Genomic DNA, 15,469 nt, shown 5'->3' with positions numbered 1-15,469 from the left:
CCATGACCGCTCTAGACTCACTCACCAAGGACGGCTTGTCCCTCGGGATCGAGCTGCCCCTGGACAACGACCTCGCTCGACGAGATGTCTCGGGTCAGGGTCTCTTCCCTGATCTGACCCGGCATCAGGAGAGGGCACAGCTCGCCGACCGGCTCGGATTCCAGGCCCTTTGGCTCCGGGACGTGCCGATGTGGCGACCGCGTGACTTCGGCGATGCCGGACAGATCTTCGACCCCATCCCCTACCTCGGCTACCTCGCCGCATCGACCGAGCGCATATTGCTCGGCACGGCAGGGATTGTGCTCCCGCTGCGGCACCCTGTGACGCTGGCAAAGGAGGCCGCCACCGTCGACGCTCTCTCCGGTGGGCGGCTGCTGCTCGGCCTCGCCTCGGGCGACAGGCCGGGCGAGTACCCGTTCTTCGGAGCCGATTTCGATCGCCGTGGAGAGACCTACCGCGAAGGCGTGCGTGTCATGCGTGAGATCTGGGAGCAGGCGGCGCAGGGCCGGATCGATCAGGACTCGTTCCTGCCCGCCCCTGTGGACGGGACGATTCCACTGATCGGGATCGGTGGCGCGCAGCAGTCCCCGGCGTGGGCGGCCGAGAATCTCGACGCGCACATGACCTACCACCGTGCAGGCCCGCAGATGCGCGCCGTCGCCGCGCAGTGGCGGGCGATATCGCTCAAGCCGTTCATGACGAACCTCTACCTCGACCTCGCTGAGAACCCGGATGCACCCTTCGAGCCCATCCGCCTCGGCGCACGGGTCGGCACCACCGGTCTCACCGATTACCTCACGGGACTGGCCTCGGCAGGGATCGCGCACATCAACCTGGTGCTGCGGCCGGGACGCAGAGATGTCGAGGACGTCATGGAAGAGATCGGACAAGACGTCATCCCCGCCCTCCGAGCCCGAACCGCATCAGAGCCAGCCGGCGCAGACATCCGATCGTGACCGAGTCCACCGAATCAAGAAACCAACGAGCAGGGAGAACGATTGATATGAGCAGCACAGACACCATCGCCACGACCGCGAGCGACCCGACGGCGGTTGTCGCGACCGCGCAGTTCCTCACGCCCGTCGTGCTCGGCCTTCAGGCACTGACGATCAACGCCAAGCAGGCGCACTGGCACGTGCGCGGCGCGAACTTCGTCGGCGTCCACGAGTTGCTGGACACCATCGCGAGCAACGCGGGCGATTTCGCCGACGCGGCGGCGGAACGCATCGTCGCGCTCGGGCTCCCGCTCGACGCCCGTGTGAGCGCTGTCGCCGAGAAGGGCGCCGTCACAAGCGTCCCGGCGGGATTCGCGAGCTCAGACGACCTCGTGCATGCCGTGATCGCGGACATCGACAGTCTCCTCGCCGATGTCCGCGCAGCGGTCGATGGCCTCGACGGCATCGACCTGACCAGCCAGGACGTCGCGATCGAGATCCAGCGCGGACTCGACAAGGACCGCTGGTTCCTCGTGTCACACGTCGCCGCCTGACCGATGTCCCGAGGGGCGCCTCTCACCGATCCGGTGAGAGGCGCCCCGAGTGTTACGCCGTGCCAGCGAACGAGACGAGCTAGTCGAGAATCGCGGTGACTTCGAGCTCGACGAGAACGTCGGGCTCGAAGAGGTAGTCGACCCCGATGAGGGACGCAGGCGGCAGGGGCTGCGGCAGTTCCAGCTCCTCAGCGACGCGCGCGATCCCGTCCATGAAGGGCGCGATCCTCTCAGGTGCCCAGTCGGTGACGTAGAACGTCATCCGAAGCACATCCTCGAAGGACGCGCCCGCGCCGGTGAGCGCGCGAGCGGTGTTGCGCAGCACCTCCGCGACCTGGCCTGCGAGGTCCCCGGCCGCGAGGGGCTCTCCCTCTGCGCTGCGGGCGACCTGCCCGCTGATGTGCAGATGGCGCGTACCGGTGCCGACGGCGACATGATCGTAGGGCGTGCCGGGCTGAAGGCCGGCAGGGCTGAAGCGTGCAACTGACATGGAAGGTCCTGTTCGTCCGTAGTGGTTTACCATTGATACCTGGTAGGCGAAAGACACTTCAAGGAGACCTGGTTACATGGGCGATACCGCCGTGCGCGAGGACGAGCTGCGTATCGCAGCGCCGCACCGCGAGTTGCTCGACCAGGTGCTCGATAAGTGGTCGCTCAGCGTCCTCAACGAATTGTGCGAACGGCCGTCTCGATTCAACGCTTTACGACGTGCCATACCCGGCGTGACGCAGAAATCCCTCACGGCGACGTTGCGAAGGCTGGAGCGGAACGGTGTCGTGCAACGTCGGGTCATCAGCACACGTCCGGTGTCCGTCGAGTACCGGATCACGACGCTGGGCAAGACGTTACGGGCGCCAGTTGACGCGCTCATCGCCTGGGCGGATGAGCAACTGCCGGCCATCGAACGAGCACGCATAGCCTTCGACGAAGACGAGCAGTAGACGTCAGAACACCTCTCCCATCGAGGCTCGGCAGTAATCCGACTCAGCGATCTGCCGGATCGTCCGGTTCTGCGCCGTCCCTGTCTCTCATCCCGGCGTCAACCATGCCCATCGTCGCATCGAACTGCGTCATGACCAGCGCCGCGGTGCTCGCGAAACCGCATGCGAGAAGGATGAGCAGTGAGGGCACGAAGTCATCCGGTGCGGGCACCCAGCCGCCCAGTGTCCACGGCAGGACCATGGCGATGACGATGCCGAAGCTCGAGGCCCATTCGTTCACTACGAGAGAGCGAGAGGAGCCGGCCCCGCCTCTCGCGAGGATGCGCCGCCCCGTTTCGACGGTCATCGCGACCAAGAGGATGCCGAGGGCGATGAAGCTCAGCGCGCCCCAGAGAGCATCAAGTGACGCGAGCGCGAGCGGGACGAGCAGAGGGATGGAGTACGCCGTGAACACCCAGCGAATCGATGAGCGAAAGTACCGGTCCGCGGCCTCCGATGCCGCCAGCCGACGATGCATCTCCGAGTCGATGTAGAAGAACACGCCCACGATGAACGTGCCGAGCATCGTGCCCGATACTCCGGCCAGCCCCAAGAGGAAGTCGTTATCCGCGTTCGGCATCATCTGCGTCCCTCTTTCCCACGAATCGAGCAGCCCATGCTGTGGCAGGTTTTCGAGTCACGTCGGCGAGAGCTCCTTGCTGCACGATGCGCCCTGCATCGAGGACGACGATCTCGTCGGCAAGCGCATCGACGTCTTCGCGGTCATGAGTGACGAGGATCGTCGGTCCGCCGAACTCACGCAGATGCACGCCGAGGTCGGCACGCACCTCGTCGCGGAACTCCACGTCCAGAGCCGCGAGCGGTTCGTCGAGGAGCAGTGCTTTCGGTTCGGATGCGAGGGCACGAGCCAGCGCTACGCGCTGTGCCTGCCCGCCGGAGAGTGCGCCCGGGTATCTCTCCGCCAGGTCGATCAAGCCGAAGCGGGACAGCCAACGATCTGCGCTGCGCCGGGCCGCGGGCCACCTGCTGCCGCGGGCTCTGGCGGAGAAGGCGACGTTCTCGCGCACCGTCAGGTGCGGGAAGAGGAGCAGGTCTTGGAACATGACGCCGATTCCACGCTGCGCGGCGGGAAGGGATGCCAGGTCCCTGTCTCCGAGCCGCACTGCCCCGTCCACCTCCGTGAAACCCGCGATCGCTGCGAGGATGCTGGTTTTTCCGGCCCCGTTCGGACCGACAACCGCGAGTACACGGCCGGGCTCTGCTCTGAGTTCGATGATCACGTCGAAAGCGGGGCGTCGAATACGTGCGGAGATCGTCAGCTGTGCAGTCATACGGTTCCTGGCAGCCATCGGTCGCGGAGCGCGAGGAGAACGCTCAGCGATACGGCAAGCAGCACGAGGGCGAGTGCGATCGCGGTGTCGGGGTCGGGGTCGGAGTTCATCGCGAGATAGGAAGCAATCGGGAGTGTGCGCGTCACACCCGGGAAGGAGCCCGCGAACGTGATGGTCGCGCCGAACTCGCCAAGCGCGCGGGCGAAGCAGAGCACGGCACCGGCCGCGATCCCGGGTGCCGTCAGCGGTACGGTCACGAGACGAAAGATCTGCCACGGGCTGGCACCCAGCGAAGCAGCCGCAGTCTCGCTGCGACGGTCTGCCGATCGCAGCGCGCCTTCGACGGCGAAAACGAGGAAGGGCATAGCCACGAACGTCTGCGCGAGCACGACGGCGCCGGTGGTGAAAGGGATGGTGACGCCAACCTGCGTGAGCCATTGCCCGAGGAGTCCGCGCCGACCCAGCAGGAGAAGCAAAGCGATGCCGCCGACGACGGGAGGCAGCACCAGCGGGACGGTGATCGCCGCACGCAAGAGGCGCCGCGGCAACACCCGCCAGCGAACGGAACGGCTCAGCAGCACCGCCAGCGGGATACCGAGGACGAGGCTGAGGCCGGTCGACAACGTCGCCGTGAGCAACGACAGCCCCAGAGCCTGCAGAACCTCCTGTCGGACGAACAGCCCGGCGAGATCACCCCAGGGTGCGCGCAGGATCAGTCCGAGCAGCGGCAGAACGAGCAGCGCGAGACCGACTACGCCGAGAGCGAGGACGACCGGCTGCAGCCGTTCACGGGGCCGCGAAGCCGGCATCCTCGAAGACCTGACGTGCCTCATCCGAGCGGAGGAAGTCGATGAATGCCTGCGCGGCGTCCGGGTTCGTCGCCTCGGCGAGAAGGGTGAGCGGGTACTTGTTGATCACCTGCTGCGCCTCGGGCACGTCGATGCCCTCTACGGCACTTCCTGCTGCGACGACGTCGGTCACGTAGACCAGCGCGGCGTCGACCTCACCGAGAGAGACTTTCGTCAGAGCGGCGCGGACATCCTCCTCGAGAGTGTCCGGTTGGGCCTGGACTCCGGATAGGTCGAGCAGCGACTGCGCTGCAGACCCGCACGGCACTGCGGTATCGCACAATGCGATCGTCAGTTCGGGCCGGGCGAAGTCGGCGAGACCGGTGATCCCGGCGGGATTTCCCACGGGAACCGCGATCTGCAGTGTGTTGGTGACCAGCACTCCCGGGTCGACCGCCAAGCCAGCATCAACGACGGACTGCATCGTCGCCTCATTCGCCGAGAAGAACACGTCAGTCGGAGCACCAGAGATGATCTGCTCGGCAAGCGCCGACGACCCGCCGTAGCTAGCGGCGATGTCGACATCCGCGTTCGCATCCTCGAATCTCTCCGCGAGGACGTCCATCACGTCGGTCAAGGACGCGGCGGCCAACACCGTCACCGTTCCGGAGATCATGTCATCATCGCCCGCTCCGGCATCGGACTCATCGTCTATTGCGCCGGGCGATGAGCAGCCGGCGAGCAGAAGGATGGCGGCGAACGCGGCAAGAAGAGAAGGGGCGCGCAAGACAGGAACTCCTCTGGGAATCGGCTGGTCAGGCGAACGAAGTCCGCGACCTGTCTCAACCCTCCCGCAGCCGAGCTCGTGGGAATGGTCTGCGACTGCGGGAGTTTGTCTGCTCCCTGCTGTCTCGACGCTCCCGGCCTCGTCTGCTGGGGCCGGCTCCCTAGCCTGAGGACATGCCAGTCGATCCGCTCTCGCCGATCTTTCAGAGGCAGCGCGTCCTCGCGGAGTTCGGTGTGCCCGCTCAGGAGCGCCTGGCGAGAGCGCATGTGCTCGTGATAGGCGCGGGCGGCTTGGCGAGCACCCTATTGCCGGTCCTTGCTGCTGCCGGCGTCGGCACGCTCACGATCGTCGATGACGACACTGTTGCCGAATCCAATCTGCACCGGCAGACGATGCACACGCCGGGTGACGTCGGCCGCGGCAAAGCTGCCTCGGCCGCCACGAGGCTCGCGGCGCTTGCTCCTGATGCTGAGGTGCGCGCCGTTGATAGGCGTTTCGACGCTGTGACAGCTGAGGATCTGCTGCACGGTGTGGATGTCCTCGTCGATGCCAGCGACAATCCCGCGACGGTGCTGCTGGCAGACCGTGTTGCCGCTGAATGCGGCATCCCGCTGGTGTGGGGATCGGCGCTGGGATACGCCGGTCAGGCCGGAGTGGCGTGGGATGCCAGGGGCACCGATTACCGCGACTTGTTCCCGCACGGCTCCGATTCCGATGCGGACACCTGCGACGTGATCGGCGTGCTGCCGAGCGTCTGCGCCGTCATCGGGGCCTTCATGGCGACCGAGGCGCTCAAGCTGCTCACCGGCATCGGAGACCCGTTGATCGGTCGGGTCGCTGCGTACGACGCCCGCACCGGTCGCACCCGCGAGATCGTCTACCGGCGTGACGAATCCACGCGCGCCGCAGTGCAGACCGCGACGCCCGCTCCGCAGCCCTCGGATCAGAATGATGTCTCCCCCGAAGAACTGCGCGACCTGCTCATGACGTCCGAACCGCCGCTGCTCGTCGATGTGCGAGAACCGTGGGAAGCCGAGATCACGTCGATCCCGGGGAGCGTGCTGATCCCCCTGGGCGAGCTTGCCAGTCGGACTCGAGAACTCGGCACCGGTAATCCGGTGGTGCTGTACTGTCACCGCGGCGGACGCTCGCGTCAGGCGCTCGATCTGCTTCTCCAACTCGGATTCTCTGATGTGCGGCATCTCACCGGAGGAGTCGACGCCTGGGCAGTCCGCGTCGATCCCACGGCGAGCAGGTATTGACATGCTCCGCACACCGGTCGCCGCACACACAGCCCGAGTCCGCGCGCTCCTGAGCGCCGTGAGTCAGCGCACCGTCGAGCAGGTCGCCCTGACTCGTGCACTGGATCGGGTGCTCGCCCACCCCGTACGGACTCCGATAGCTCTGCCCCCGTTCCGGAACTCACAGATGGACGGCTTCGCCGTCCGTGTGACCGACCTTGCGCGGACACCACGCAGTCTGCCGCTGCGGGGTGAGATCCCCGCCGCCCCCGGAACACCTGCGCCGCTTGACCCCGGCCATGCCGTCCGGGTCATGACCGGTGCGCCGATCCCGGACGATGCCGACGCGGTCGTCCCTGTCGAACATGCCACCGTCCACGACGCGACAGTGACGTTCACGCGGAAACCGGACGCCGGAGAGTTCGTACGAGAAGCCGGCTCTGACCTCGCCGCCGGTGATCCTCTACTGCCTTCCGGCCTCCGGCTCGCTCCCCGCCACCTCGCGGCACTCGCAGCCGCCGGACTGGACTCCATCCCCGTTCGCTCGCAAGTTCGTGTCGCGGTGATCTCGACAGGAAGCGAACTGGCCACCCCCGGTGAACCTCTGGCTCCCGGCCAGATCTACGACGCCAACGGCCCCGCGCTCGCCGCAGCGGTGCGGTCCGCCGGTGCCTTCCTGGCCGATGAGCATCGTGTCGTCGACGACACGGCCGCCTTCGCGCGCGCCCTGGACGCCTCGTACGCGGCGGGAGCCGAGATCGTGCTCACCAGCGGAGGCATCTCGGCAGGCAGCTACGAAGTTGTGAGGGAGTTCCTGGAGCCCCTCGGGGCACACATCGATACCCTCGCAATGCAGCCCGGAGGCCCGCAGGCCACCGCCCTCTACAAAGACGTTCCCGTGGTGTGCTTCCCCGGCAACCCCGTGTCCGCGCAGCTGTCATTCATGCTCTTCATCGAGCCGATCCTCCGCGAGACAGCAGGCTTGCCTGCACGCCGACCCGAGCCACGGACCCTGGCCGAACCTCTCACCTCTGTCACCGGCAAACGGCAGTTCCGCCGCGGCGTGGCGTTGCCTGAAGGCCGGGTCGCACCGCTGGGCGGAGCCTCCTCGCACCTTGTCGCCGCCATGGCGGCATCCGACGTGCTCATCGATGTCCCGATCGATGCCGTCACCCTCGACATCGGGACACGCGTGGAGACCTGGAATCTATGAACGAACTGCCGCACCTCGACGATCAAGGCCGGTCGCGGATGATCGACATCGGCGGGAAGGCGATCACTCGTCGCACGGCGATCGCGACCGGCCGTCTCGACACGACACCGGCAGTGCTGGAGCTGCTCGCCACCAACCAACTAAGCAAAGCAGACGCGCTCCCGACAGCGCGGATCGCGGGCATCCAGGGCGCCAAACGCACCAGCGAGCTCGTGCCCCTCGCGCACACGCTGCCCCTGGAGTCCGTCACCGTCGATTTCGAGCTCAGCACCTCATCGGTGCAGATTCGGGCCGCGGTCGCAGCTACGGCGAAGACCGGCGCCGAGATGGAAGCCCTCACCGCTGTCGCCGTCGCCGGTCTCGCCCTGCACGACATGATCAAATCCGTCGATCCGGCCGCAGTACTCGGAGACATCCGCCTCATCGAGAAGACCGGGGGCAAGCGCGGGCATTGGGTTGCAGACGCACCTGAGCCCACAGAGCGCGGACACGCGGTCGTGATCGTCTCGTCCACGAGCACCGCGGCCGGATCGCGCGATGACCTCACCGGGCCGGCGATCTCAGGTTGGCTTCGCGACCGCGGGTATGAGGCAGACGAACCCGTGGTCGTCGCTGACGCGGATATCCATCGGGCGCTCGCGGATGCTCTCACCCGCGAGCCGGCATTGATCATCACGACCGGCGGCACCGGTGTGCATCCCGAGGACCGCACGCCCGAGGCAACGAGCGCGGTGATCCAGAGAGCACTTCCCGGCGTCGCCGAGGCCATTCGGGCAGCGGGCCGTACGACGACTCCGACAGCCTCGCTCAGCAGAGCGCTTGCGGGGATCGCCGGACGCACAATCGTCATCAATCTGCCCGGATCGCCACGCGGCGTACAAGACGGCCTCCTCGCGCTGGAACCGCTCCTGCCGCACCTGCACGACCAGCTGGCCGGTGGCGGACATGCCTGAGCCGATCGGTTCCGTCACCACCGCACCACTGGACAAGACGTGGCTGGAGACACGGATACGCAGCAGGAAGAACGGGGCGGTGGTCACCTTCGAAGGCATCGTGCGCGACCATGACCACGGAGAGGATGTCGGGTCTCTCGACTACGAGGCGCACCCCGACGCAGAACGAGTCCTCATCGACGTGTGCGCGAGGATCGCGCAAGCCACGAACTGCGATGTCGTCGCCGCTCACCGCATCGGGCACCTCGAGATCGGCGACGTCGCACTGGTCGCGGTCGTCGCCGCTCCACACCGGGCGGAGGCCTTCGCCGCGTGCGGGAAGCTCGTCGACGCGATCAAGGCAGAGGTTCCGATCTGGAAGCACCAGCACTTCACCGACGGCAGATCGGAGTGGGTGGGGTTGTAGATACGCAAGAAGCACTCAAGCGCGAAACGCTGAAGACGCAATCACCGACGAAAAGAGGCCGCCAGATGACCGGCATTGAGATTGAACCAGACAGCTTCCATGGCAACGGACTGGCCCCGTCAGGAGTCGTCCGCTGATGTCATTGCTGCGTGGCGGTGATGCGTTCCCCCCTCTTGAACTGGTCGAGGTGGGAGGACCACGCCGAACGATCCCTGCCGAATTCGCCGGGCAGTACAGCGTGGTCCTCTTCTCACGCGGGGCAAGCTGCAGGTCCTGCGTAGAGCAGCTGCGTGCGTTCCAGCGCGGCCTACGGCGCCTGTCCGCCGTGGATATCGCCGTCGTCGCGCTGACTGCGGACGAGGAGCCAATGATCACGGAGCTCGTGTCGCGCTATGGCCTGACCTTTCCGATCGGACACAGCACCGATGTGGGGCAGATCGCCGCCACGACCGGAGCGTTCGTCACCATGGACCCGCCCCAGCTGCAGACAACCGGATTCGTGCTGGATCCCGACGGGAAGGTCGTGATCAGCGTGTACTCCTGTGGAACGTTAGGACAGCTCCTTCCCGACGACGTCCTCGAACTCGTCCGGGAGTTGCCCCAGCATGCGGATGCGACTCGGCAAGAGGCGGAGAGATGAAACCGATCGATGGCGTCTCGAGAGCGCGAACGCAACCCACAGCGAGCGCCGACGGCAAGGATGAGCGTGGCCAGAACGGCATTCCAGAGCGCCCCCTCTTGACCATTCCACGGCAGGAGTGACGATGGCCACGTCTCCCAACGCCTCAGGTGCCGCTGGTACCGCCGTCTGGGAGGAGCTCGCTCAGGAGGTGCTTCACAGAAACCCACGCGGCCGAATACTCGTCGCCATCGACGGCGTGGACGCTGCAGCCCGCACGCACTTCGCCAACACGCTAGCGGCAGCGCTGCGCGCAGTGGGACGTAACGCGACTCGTCTCACCGCAGCACCGTTCACGGACGACGATACGGTCCGAACCATGCTGCGCATGTTCCGCCTCAACGGACCTGAGAGCGGGTTCACTGACGCGTCTGAGCACACGGTGCTGATTGTCGACGGCTGGTCGCTGCTGCGCTCCAGTCTGCGTTCGGCGTGGCACTTCACCGTCTTCCTCGACGGCGGCGGGCCGGCCCATCCAGACACCCGTGAACGGCATCTGCGCTACATGCGCGAGGACACTCCACGCGAAGCGTCCGATGCCGTGTACGACGTGAGCGACGGTATGCATCCCCAGCGCTTGTACTTCGACTCCTGCTGACGCGAGGATCGGGGCAATACGGCACGATCGTCTCACGCAGAAAGATGACGGCGCACGAGACGAACGCGGTCCTCGATACGCGGAAGCCTCGCTATGGATCGAGTCTCAACCGTCCACCGTATCGCTCAGCCGCCGGAGAACGGGGGCAGCACGTCCACCTGCGCGGAGACCGGTCGCGCGGGATCGCGTGAGGCGATGCCGTCGACGAGGAATGTCCCCTTTGCGACGACCGCTTCGAGTGCCGGGTGAGCTGTGAGGAGCGCGTCCTTCGCCTCTCCGAGGGACCTCGCCTCGACGTGTTCTTCTTCGCAGCCGGCCGCTTCAGCGGCGGCTGCGAAGTATCGGACGAGTATGCACGGCATCGTCAGCCTCCGATCGCTCCCATAGAACGGGCCGGTCGACGGAAGCTCTTCTCATCCATCCCGTGCCCAGCCTGTTTATCCCACATCGTCGCCCGCCACGCGTCGGCGATGGCGGCATCGTCTGCTCCACTGCGCAGCATCGTGCGCAGGTCCGTCTCGTCGTCACCGAATAGACATGAACGTACCGAGCCTTCGGCTGTCAGCCGTGTACGGTCGCACGCTTCGCAGAAGCTGCGCGTCACGGATCCGATGATGCCGACGGTCGCCGGGCCACCCTCGACGAGCCACTCCTCTGCAGGAGCGGACGGGTCTTCACGGCCGGCCGGGGTCAGTCGATAACGGCGTCCGAGCACGGAGAGAAGCTCTTCGGCGGAGACGAGGTGGTCTCTGCGCCAGGTCTGATCAGCATCCAGCGGCATCTGTTCGATGAACCGCAACCGCACACCGTTGGCAAGCGCCCACGCCAGCAGGTCGGGAGCATCCGCGAGGGTCTCGCGCAGCGCCACCGCGTTGATCTTGATCGGGCTGAGCCCTGCGTGCTGTGCCGACTCGATCCCCCTGAGCACGGCTGGCAGGCGATCGCGTCGGGTGACGGCGGCGAAATGCTCGCGGTCGATCGTGTCCAGCGACACGTTGATCCGCGTCAGTCCGGCCTCCACAAGCTGCGGCGCCTTGCGATCGAGGCCGATCCCATTGGTCGTCATCGACACGGGCACGCCCGGCACGACTGTGGTCGTCCGGCGCACGATCTCGACCAGATCCGGTCGCGTAAGCGGCTCGCCGCCGGTGAAACGCACCTCGCGTACTCCGAGATCGTGGACGGCTATTGTGACCAGGCGCGCGATCTCTTCCGGAGTCAGCAACTCCCCGCGAGGGACTACGGGCAGGCCTTCCGCCGGCATGCAGTATGTGCAACGCAGTGAGCAGGCGCTGGTGATCGATACACGCAGGTCTCGCGCGATGCGCCCGAACCTGTCTACGAGAAGAGGTGTCTCGGGTCGGCCGATCGTTGAGCGCGCGCGATTGCGAACGGTCGGCATGCCGAGCGCAACAGGGCACATGGTCACAGACTTCTTCTCGATGTTTGCGGGAACCGAGGCCGCCTAGTGGGGCGTCCTGTTCCACAGTGTGGTCGGCGCAATCGCCTGTTTTCACCCCTGGGCTCATCACCTGCAGTCATGGGCAAGTTCCGCGCAGGACTAGGCGATCAGCGAGAGAGCTCCCGCAATATCGTCGGTTGTGTACAGCCAGACGACACGGAAGGGGCGATGTATGTCGTTCACTACTCGCGGATTCGCGGGACGTCGGCGTGGTCCCGATGATCAGCTCCCTCCGGGACAGACGCTGTTCGAGAACTGGCCGGTGCTCACTGCCGGTCCCACGCCCTATGTCGATACCGAGACGTGGGATTTCGCGATCCTCGATGAAACCGGTACCGAGCATCACTGGAACTGGGAGCAGTTTCTGGCGCTCGGTGCCGAGGACATCACGGTCGACATCCACTGCGTCACGCACTGGTCCAAGCTCGACATGGCCTGGCGCGGGGTGAGCCTGGACAAGCTGTTCGAGAACGTCGAGACGTCCCATGATTACGTCATGGCGCACTCCTACGGCGGGTACACCACGAATGTGCCGCTCGAGGATCTCCTGGACGGCAAAGCCTGGATCGCGACCGAGGCCGAAGGCGCTCCCCTCGACGCGGAGCACGGCGGGCCGGCACGTCTTCTCATCCCGCATCTGTACTTCTGGAAGAGCGCGAAATGGGTCCGTGCGCTGACGATGATGCCGACGAACGACCCTGGGTTCTGGGAGCAGAGCGGCTATCACATCTACGGTGATCCGTGGAAGGAAGAACGCTACTGGTGATGGAGCAGACCCGGCTCGCTCCGCCTCGCCCCCGCGTGAGGCCGGCGTGGTTCGTCGCCACGGTTTCAGAGGTCCGCCCGGAGACGCCGACCGCGGTGCGGCTGGTGCTCGATGTTCCGGGCTGGCCAGGGAGCGAGGCGGGAAGTCATCTCGATCTACGCCTGACCGCTCCGGACGGCTACCAAGCGACGCGGTCGTACTCGATCGCATCCTCAGAGCCGGGCGGAACGATCGTCCTCGCGGTCGATGAGCTGCCCGATGGCGAGGTGTCACCGTTCCTCGTCCGCGAACTGCGCGCCGGTGATCAGATCGAGGTCCACGGACCGCTGGGATCGTTCTTCCTCTGGCGCCCGGGACAGAGCCAGCGCCCCGTGCAGCTCATCGCCGGCGGGTCAGGCGTCGTTCCCCTCTACGCGATGGCAGCCTCCCATGCGGCCGCGTCCGATCCCGTTCCGTTCCGGCTGCTGTACTCGGTGCGTACGCCCGAAGACATCTATTTCCACCATGAGCTCCTCGAACTGTCGGACGGGTCGTTCGCCATGGACCTCGTGTATACGCGACGAGCGCCAGCCGGATGGCAGGAGCCCGTCGGACGGCTCACAGAGTCGACTGTCGCCGCGCGGACGCTCCCCCCGGAAGACCGTCCGCGCATTTTCGTGTGCGGTTCGACAGGCTTCGTCGAAGCCGTCGCGCCGTGGCTCGTGAAGCTCGGTCATGCGCCGCAAGACATCCTCACCGAACGATTCGGAGGCCTATGATGACCAGCCATCTTGACGGCAACATCCTCTCCGGGACTCTCGCCGAGTTCCTCGTTCCAGACGCAACGATGATCGAGGGACGCTGCGGAGGTTGCGGGCATATCGCGCCCCTTGGCGAATCAGTCGTGTATCCGGACGCTCCGGGGCTGGTCGTACGCTGCAACACGTGCAGCCATGTGCTGGCGACGATCATCGACGCCGGTGAACGACTCTTCCTCAGCTTTGCGGGGCTGACCGCGTTCGCGATGAAGAGGGATCAGGTTGAGGAGCCGGTCTCTGTCGCGTAGGCCCTGAGCTGTGCGATAGCCATGTCGAGAGCAGCACGCATCGGATAGATGTCTCGGCTCGCCTTCGCCAGAAGATAGCCTCCCTGGAGTGCCGACAGCAGCCCACTGGCAAGCGCTCGCGAGTCCGCATCGCTGCGCAACACGCCGCGTGTCTTCAGCCTCTCCACGGCATCGATCAGCATCTCCAGCCACTCATCGAAGTGGGCAGCGATCGCGCGGCGGGCATCCTCGTTGTGGTCTGCGATCTCGTTCGCCAGAGACCCGAGCGGGCACCCGTATGCGCCGTTGCGTAGCGCGTTCCGTTCGACGAGCTCGTCCCGCCACAGCTCGAACCCGCGCAGGGACTCCACTCGTCGAAGGCGTCGGCGCTGCTGCGTCAGGACGTCCTCTGCCCGGGTCTCGATGACTTCCTTTCACGAGTGCGTCCTTGTCGGCGAAGTGCTGATAAACCTGAGACTTCGATGTCGCACTGGCGGCTCGGACGTCGGCGAGGGTCGTCGCGGCGACACCTCGCTCATACATCAGCTGGTTCGCTGCGTCGACGATACGTGCCCTCGTTGCCGCCCCTTTCGGCGTCAACCGGCGTGCACTCGTTCCGTCGGCAGTCACGCCTCCAGGGTAGTCTCCCCCGTCCGCAGGGATCGAAGTCGTCCGTCACGCGATGCCAGCCCGGCCGGTCCAGTCAAGCCCCGCGGAGCGGGAGGCTCGCATCGCATGCCCTCATAATAATGGACCTTTGAGTCCTTCTCCAAGTCGACCCGGATCATGTGAAGCAATCCGCGCCGCCTGCGTTTTCATGCTTCTAGAACCTCTCCTCGTTCGACACTCGGTTCGCGCTTTGGTCTGGCGAGTCCTTTTCTGTCGTCGTAGGCTGGTGGTCATGATGTGCGGGAAGCCACGCGGTTCACGGATCTTCCGTGTGCGCGAGAACGTCCGAGCCAAGGGCTCGATGCCGGCGCCCGCGCGCGCCCGTCCGCGAGAACGTTGCGTGCTCCGCAGGAGAGGGGCGTTCGGTGGACCTGCCTGTCAAGCTCGGTGACGCACAAGAGTTTCTGATGCTCGTTCCTTCCCCTCTTGCGGAGCGGGTGGCTGAGGACGAGCGTCTGGTCGTGGCGGCCTATCGGTTTCGTCGGGGCCTGGGCATCCGGGCCCGCCGGGCGCTGGCTTCACGGATCGAGCATGAGGTGACCGCCGCGCTGCACATCGTTCGGCCTGGAACGGTGGTGGTGGCCTTCGACGGTGCCGGCACGATGTCTCGGGCCCGTGTACACAGGTTGGCGAGCGGTGTGGTCGGTGAGGTGAGCAGGAGCGCCACCAATCTCGTCGGCGTGGACACGACTGTGATTGGAGTCGTGGTGATGTCGCCGGCCGAGCGAGATCTCGCCGCCGCGTGCGTGCGGCATGTCGCAGCGCAGCCACCGCACCGGGGCGACGGGCTCGTCTTTCACGCCAGCGATCTCCGCCGGGCAAACATCTACGAACTGATCGAGGAAGCAGTCCTGTGATGTCGGTCAGCTCTCCGCGTGGTCACGGCGAAGACTACCTGTTAGTCATCTACCAGCGTCGGAATGCCTCGGTCCTGTCGCTGCAGGGGCGGGACACCGAGCTGACTCCGGGGAGCATCGTCGTTGTCCCCCGCTCAACGGTGGGGAGTGCAATGCCCGCCGAGGACGCCGATCGCATGATCGTCGAGCTGCCGTTGGGTGTGGTGGGGTTGACGGCGGATCAGATCGGCGAGGTCTCTGGGGTGGATCTGCGTGAGCGGACCTC

Annotated in this window: 22 protein-coding genes and 1 pseudogene; 14 read left to right on the top strand and 9 right to left on the bottom strand. The window is 65.9% G+C overall.

Features of this window, described 5'->3' with window-relative positions; translation table 11 throughout:
* The first annotated feature begins 2 nt into the window (after positions 1-2).
* Both AC1RS9_RS04935 and AC1RS9_RS04930 read left to right on the top strand, forming a co-directional pair.
* Positions 3-956, top strand: coding sequence for a TIGR03571 family LLM class oxidoreductase (locus tag AC1RS9_RS04935; RefSeq protein ID WP_074040866.1), 954 nt, complete (start codon positions 3-5; stop codon positions 954-956).
* Positions 957-1,003: 47 nt separating this feature from the next.
* A complete protein-coding gene (locus tag AC1RS9_RS04930) occupies positions 1,004-1,489 on the top strand; it encodes a Dps family protein (protein ID WP_074040867.1) in 486 nt (161 codons plus the stop codon).
* Between the two features lie 79 nt (positions 1,490-1,568).
* Here AC1RS9_RS04930 and AC1RS9_RS04925 read toward each other — a convergent pair whose 3' ends face one another.
* Positions 1,569-1,979: a RidA family protein gene (locus AC1RS9_RS04925; protein WP_074040868.1), complete on the bottom strand. Its 411-nt coding sequence runs from the start codon at positions 1,977-1,979 to the stop codon at positions 1,569-1,571.
* 76 nt (positions 1,980-2,055) lie between these two features.
* Here AC1RS9_RS04925 and AC1RS9_RS04920 point away from each other — a divergent pair, with 76 nt between their 5' ends.
* Positions 2,056-2,430 carry a winged helix-turn-helix transcriptional regulator gene (locus AC1RS9_RS04920; protein ID WP_074040869.1) on the top strand — a complete coding sequence of 125 codons (375 nt, stop codon included), beginning with the start codon at positions 2,056-2,058 and terminating at the stop codon, positions 2,428-2,430.
* 43 nt (positions 2,431-2,473) lie between these two features.
* Here the strand turns inward: AC1RS9_RS04920 and AC1RS9_RS04915 are convergent, their stop codons facing one another.
* From AC1RS9_RS04915 to modA, 4 genes are read right to left on the bottom strand one after another with little or no spacing between them, the layout of a single operon-like run.
* Positions 2,474-3,052, bottom strand: coding sequence for a hypothetical protein (locus AC1RS9_RS04915; protein WP_143181275.1), 579 nt, complete (start codon positions 3,050-3,052; stop codon positions 2,474-2,476).
* A complete protein-coding gene (locus tag AC1RS9_RS04910; RefSeq protein ID WP_160126272.1) occupies positions 3,033-3,761 on the bottom strand; it encodes an ABC transporter ATP-binding protein in 729 nt (242 codons plus the stop codon). The genes AC1RS9_RS04915 and AC1RS9_RS04910 overlap by 20 nt, the downstream gene beginning before the upstream one ends.
* Entirely contained in the window at positions 3,758-4,570 is an 813-nt protein-coding gene (locus AC1RS9_RS04905) for an ABC transporter permease (RefSeq protein WP_492920680.1), read from the bottom strand. Before AC1RS9_RS04905 ends, AC1RS9_RS04910 begins: the two co-directional genes overlap by 4 nt.
* Positions 4,548-5,336: a molybdate ABC transporter substrate-binding protein gene (modA, locus tag AC1RS9_RS04900; RefSeq protein ID WP_074040873.1), complete on the bottom strand. Its 789-nt coding sequence runs from the start codon at positions 5,334-5,336 to the stop codon at positions 4,548-4,550. Before modA ends, AC1RS9_RS04905 begins: the two co-directional genes overlap by 23 nt.
* A gap of 173 nt (positions 5,337-5,509) precedes the next feature.
* Between modA and AC1RS9_RS04895 the strand changes: the two genes are divergently transcribed.
* From AC1RS9_RS04895 to AC1RS9_RS04870, 6 genes are all read left to right on the top strand, one after another.
* A complete protein-coding gene (locus AC1RS9_RS04895; protein WP_074040874.1) occupies positions 5,510-6,598 on the top strand; it encodes a ThiF family adenylyltransferase in 1,089 nt (362 codons plus the stop codon).
* Position 6,599: 1 nt separating this feature from the next.
* Complete coding sequence (locus tag AC1RS9_RS04890; protein ID WP_074040875.1) at positions 6,600-7,790, top strand: molybdopterin molybdotransferase MoeA; 1,191 nt, start codon at positions 6,600-6,602, stop codon at positions 7,788-7,790.
* The gene (gene moaCB, locus AC1RS9_RS04885) at positions 7,787-8,743 is read left to right on the top strand and encodes a bifunctional molybdenum cofactor biosynthesis protein MoaC/MoaB (protein ID WP_074040876.1); all 957 of its coding nucleotides are present in this window, start codon (positions 7,787-7,789) and stop codon (positions 8,741-8,743) included. The genes AC1RS9_RS04890 and moaCB overlap by 4 nt, the downstream gene beginning before the upstream one ends.
* On the top strand, positions 8,736-9,149 hold the full coding sequence (locus AC1RS9_RS04880; protein WP_074040893.1) for a molybdenum cofactor biosynthesis protein MoaE: 414 nt from the start codon (positions 8,736-8,738) through the stop codon (positions 9,147-9,149). Before moaCB ends, AC1RS9_RS04880 begins: the two co-directional genes overlap by 8 nt.
* 136 nt (positions 9,150-9,285) lie before the next feature.
* Positions 9,286-9,789, top strand: coding sequence for a peroxiredoxin family protein (locus AC1RS9_RS04875; RefSeq protein WP_074040877.1), 504 nt, complete (start codon positions 9,286-9,288; stop codon positions 9,787-9,789).
* Positions 9,790-10,147: 358 nt separating this feature from the next.
* On the top strand, positions 10,148-10,426 hold the full coding sequence (locus AC1RS9_RS04870) for a nucleoside/nucleotide kinase family protein (RefSeq protein WP_144879737.1): 279 nt from the start codon (positions 10,148-10,150) through the stop codon (positions 10,424-10,426).
* A 125-nt stretch (positions 10,427-10,551) separates the two neighbouring features.
* Here the strand turns inward: AC1RS9_RS04870 and AC1RS9_RS04865 are convergent, their stop codons facing one another.
* Entirely contained in the window at positions 10,552-10,788 is a 237-nt protein-coding gene (locus AC1RS9_RS04865; protein ID WP_074040879.1) for a ubiquitin family protein, read from the bottom strand.
* Positions 10,789-10,790: 2 nt separating this feature from the next.
* On the bottom strand, positions 10,791-11,849 hold the full coding sequence (gene moaA, locus AC1RS9_RS04860) for a GTP 3',8-cyclase MoaA (RefSeq protein ID WP_074040880.1): 1,059 nt from the start codon (positions 11,847-11,849) through the stop codon (positions 10,791-10,793).
* A gap of 211 nt (positions 11,850-12,060) precedes the next feature.
* Here moaA and AC1RS9_RS04855 point away from each other — a divergent pair, with 211 nt between their 5' ends.
* The 3 genes from AC1RS9_RS04855 to AC1RS9_RS04845 are packed head-to-tail and all read left to right on the top strand — an operon-like array spanning position 12,061 to position 13,699.
* On the top strand, positions 12,061-12,654 hold the full coding sequence (locus AC1RS9_RS04855; RefSeq protein ID WP_046454460.1) for a molybdopterin-dependent oxidoreductase: 594 nt from the start codon (positions 12,061-12,063) through the stop codon (positions 12,652-12,654).
* A complete protein-coding gene (locus AC1RS9_RS04850) occupies positions 12,654-13,412 on the top strand; it encodes an FAD-binding oxidoreductase (protein ID WP_074040881.1) in 759 nt (252 codons plus the stop codon). The genes AC1RS9_RS04855 and AC1RS9_RS04850 overlap by 1 nt, the downstream gene beginning before the upstream one ends.
* Positions 13,409-13,699, top strand: coding sequence for a DUF6510 family protein (locus AC1RS9_RS04845; protein ID WP_239279598.1), 291 nt, complete (start codon positions 13,409-13,411; stop codon positions 13,697-13,699). The genes AC1RS9_RS04850 and AC1RS9_RS04845 overlap by 4 nt, the downstream gene beginning before the upstream one ends.
* Here AC1RS9_RS04845 and AC1RS9_RS04840 read toward each other — a convergent pair.
* Together AC1RS9_RS04840 and AC1RS9_RS04835 are read right to left on the bottom strand one after the other, a co-directional pair.
* Positions 13,669-14,049, bottom strand: coding sequence for an LmrA/YxaF family transcription factor (locus AC1RS9_RS04840; protein WP_235006249.1), 381 nt, complete (start codon positions 14,047-14,049; stop codon positions 13,669-13,671). The genes AC1RS9_RS04845 and AC1RS9_RS04840 overlap by 31 nt on opposite strands.
* A 73-nt stretch (positions 14,050-14,122) precedes the next feature.
* Positions 14,123-14,308: pseudogene (locus AC1RS9_RS04835) on the bottom strand (TetR family transcriptional regulator); the annotation flags it as partial.
* A 404-nt stretch (positions 14,309-14,712) separates the two neighbouring features.
* Here AC1RS9_RS04835 and AC1RS9_RS04830 point away from each other — a divergent pair.
* Positions 14,713-15,204 (top strand): hypothetical protein, encoded by a 492-nt coding sequence (locus AC1RS9_RS04830; RefSeq protein ID WP_074040882.1) that lies wholly within the window; start codon positions 14,713-14,715, stop codon positions 15,202-15,204.
* Positions 15,204-15,469: hypothetical protein (locus AC1RS9_RS04825; protein ID WP_144658406.1), on the top strand; the 266-nt coding region annotated here is incomplete at its 3' end. The genes AC1RS9_RS04830 and AC1RS9_RS04825, both read left to right, overlap by 1 nt.

The organism is Dermacoccus sp. MPR-E5 (assembly GCF_058809565.1).
Note: the sequence above shows the minus strand (reverse complement) of the source record. Positions and strands in the feature narration are given on the sequence as shown.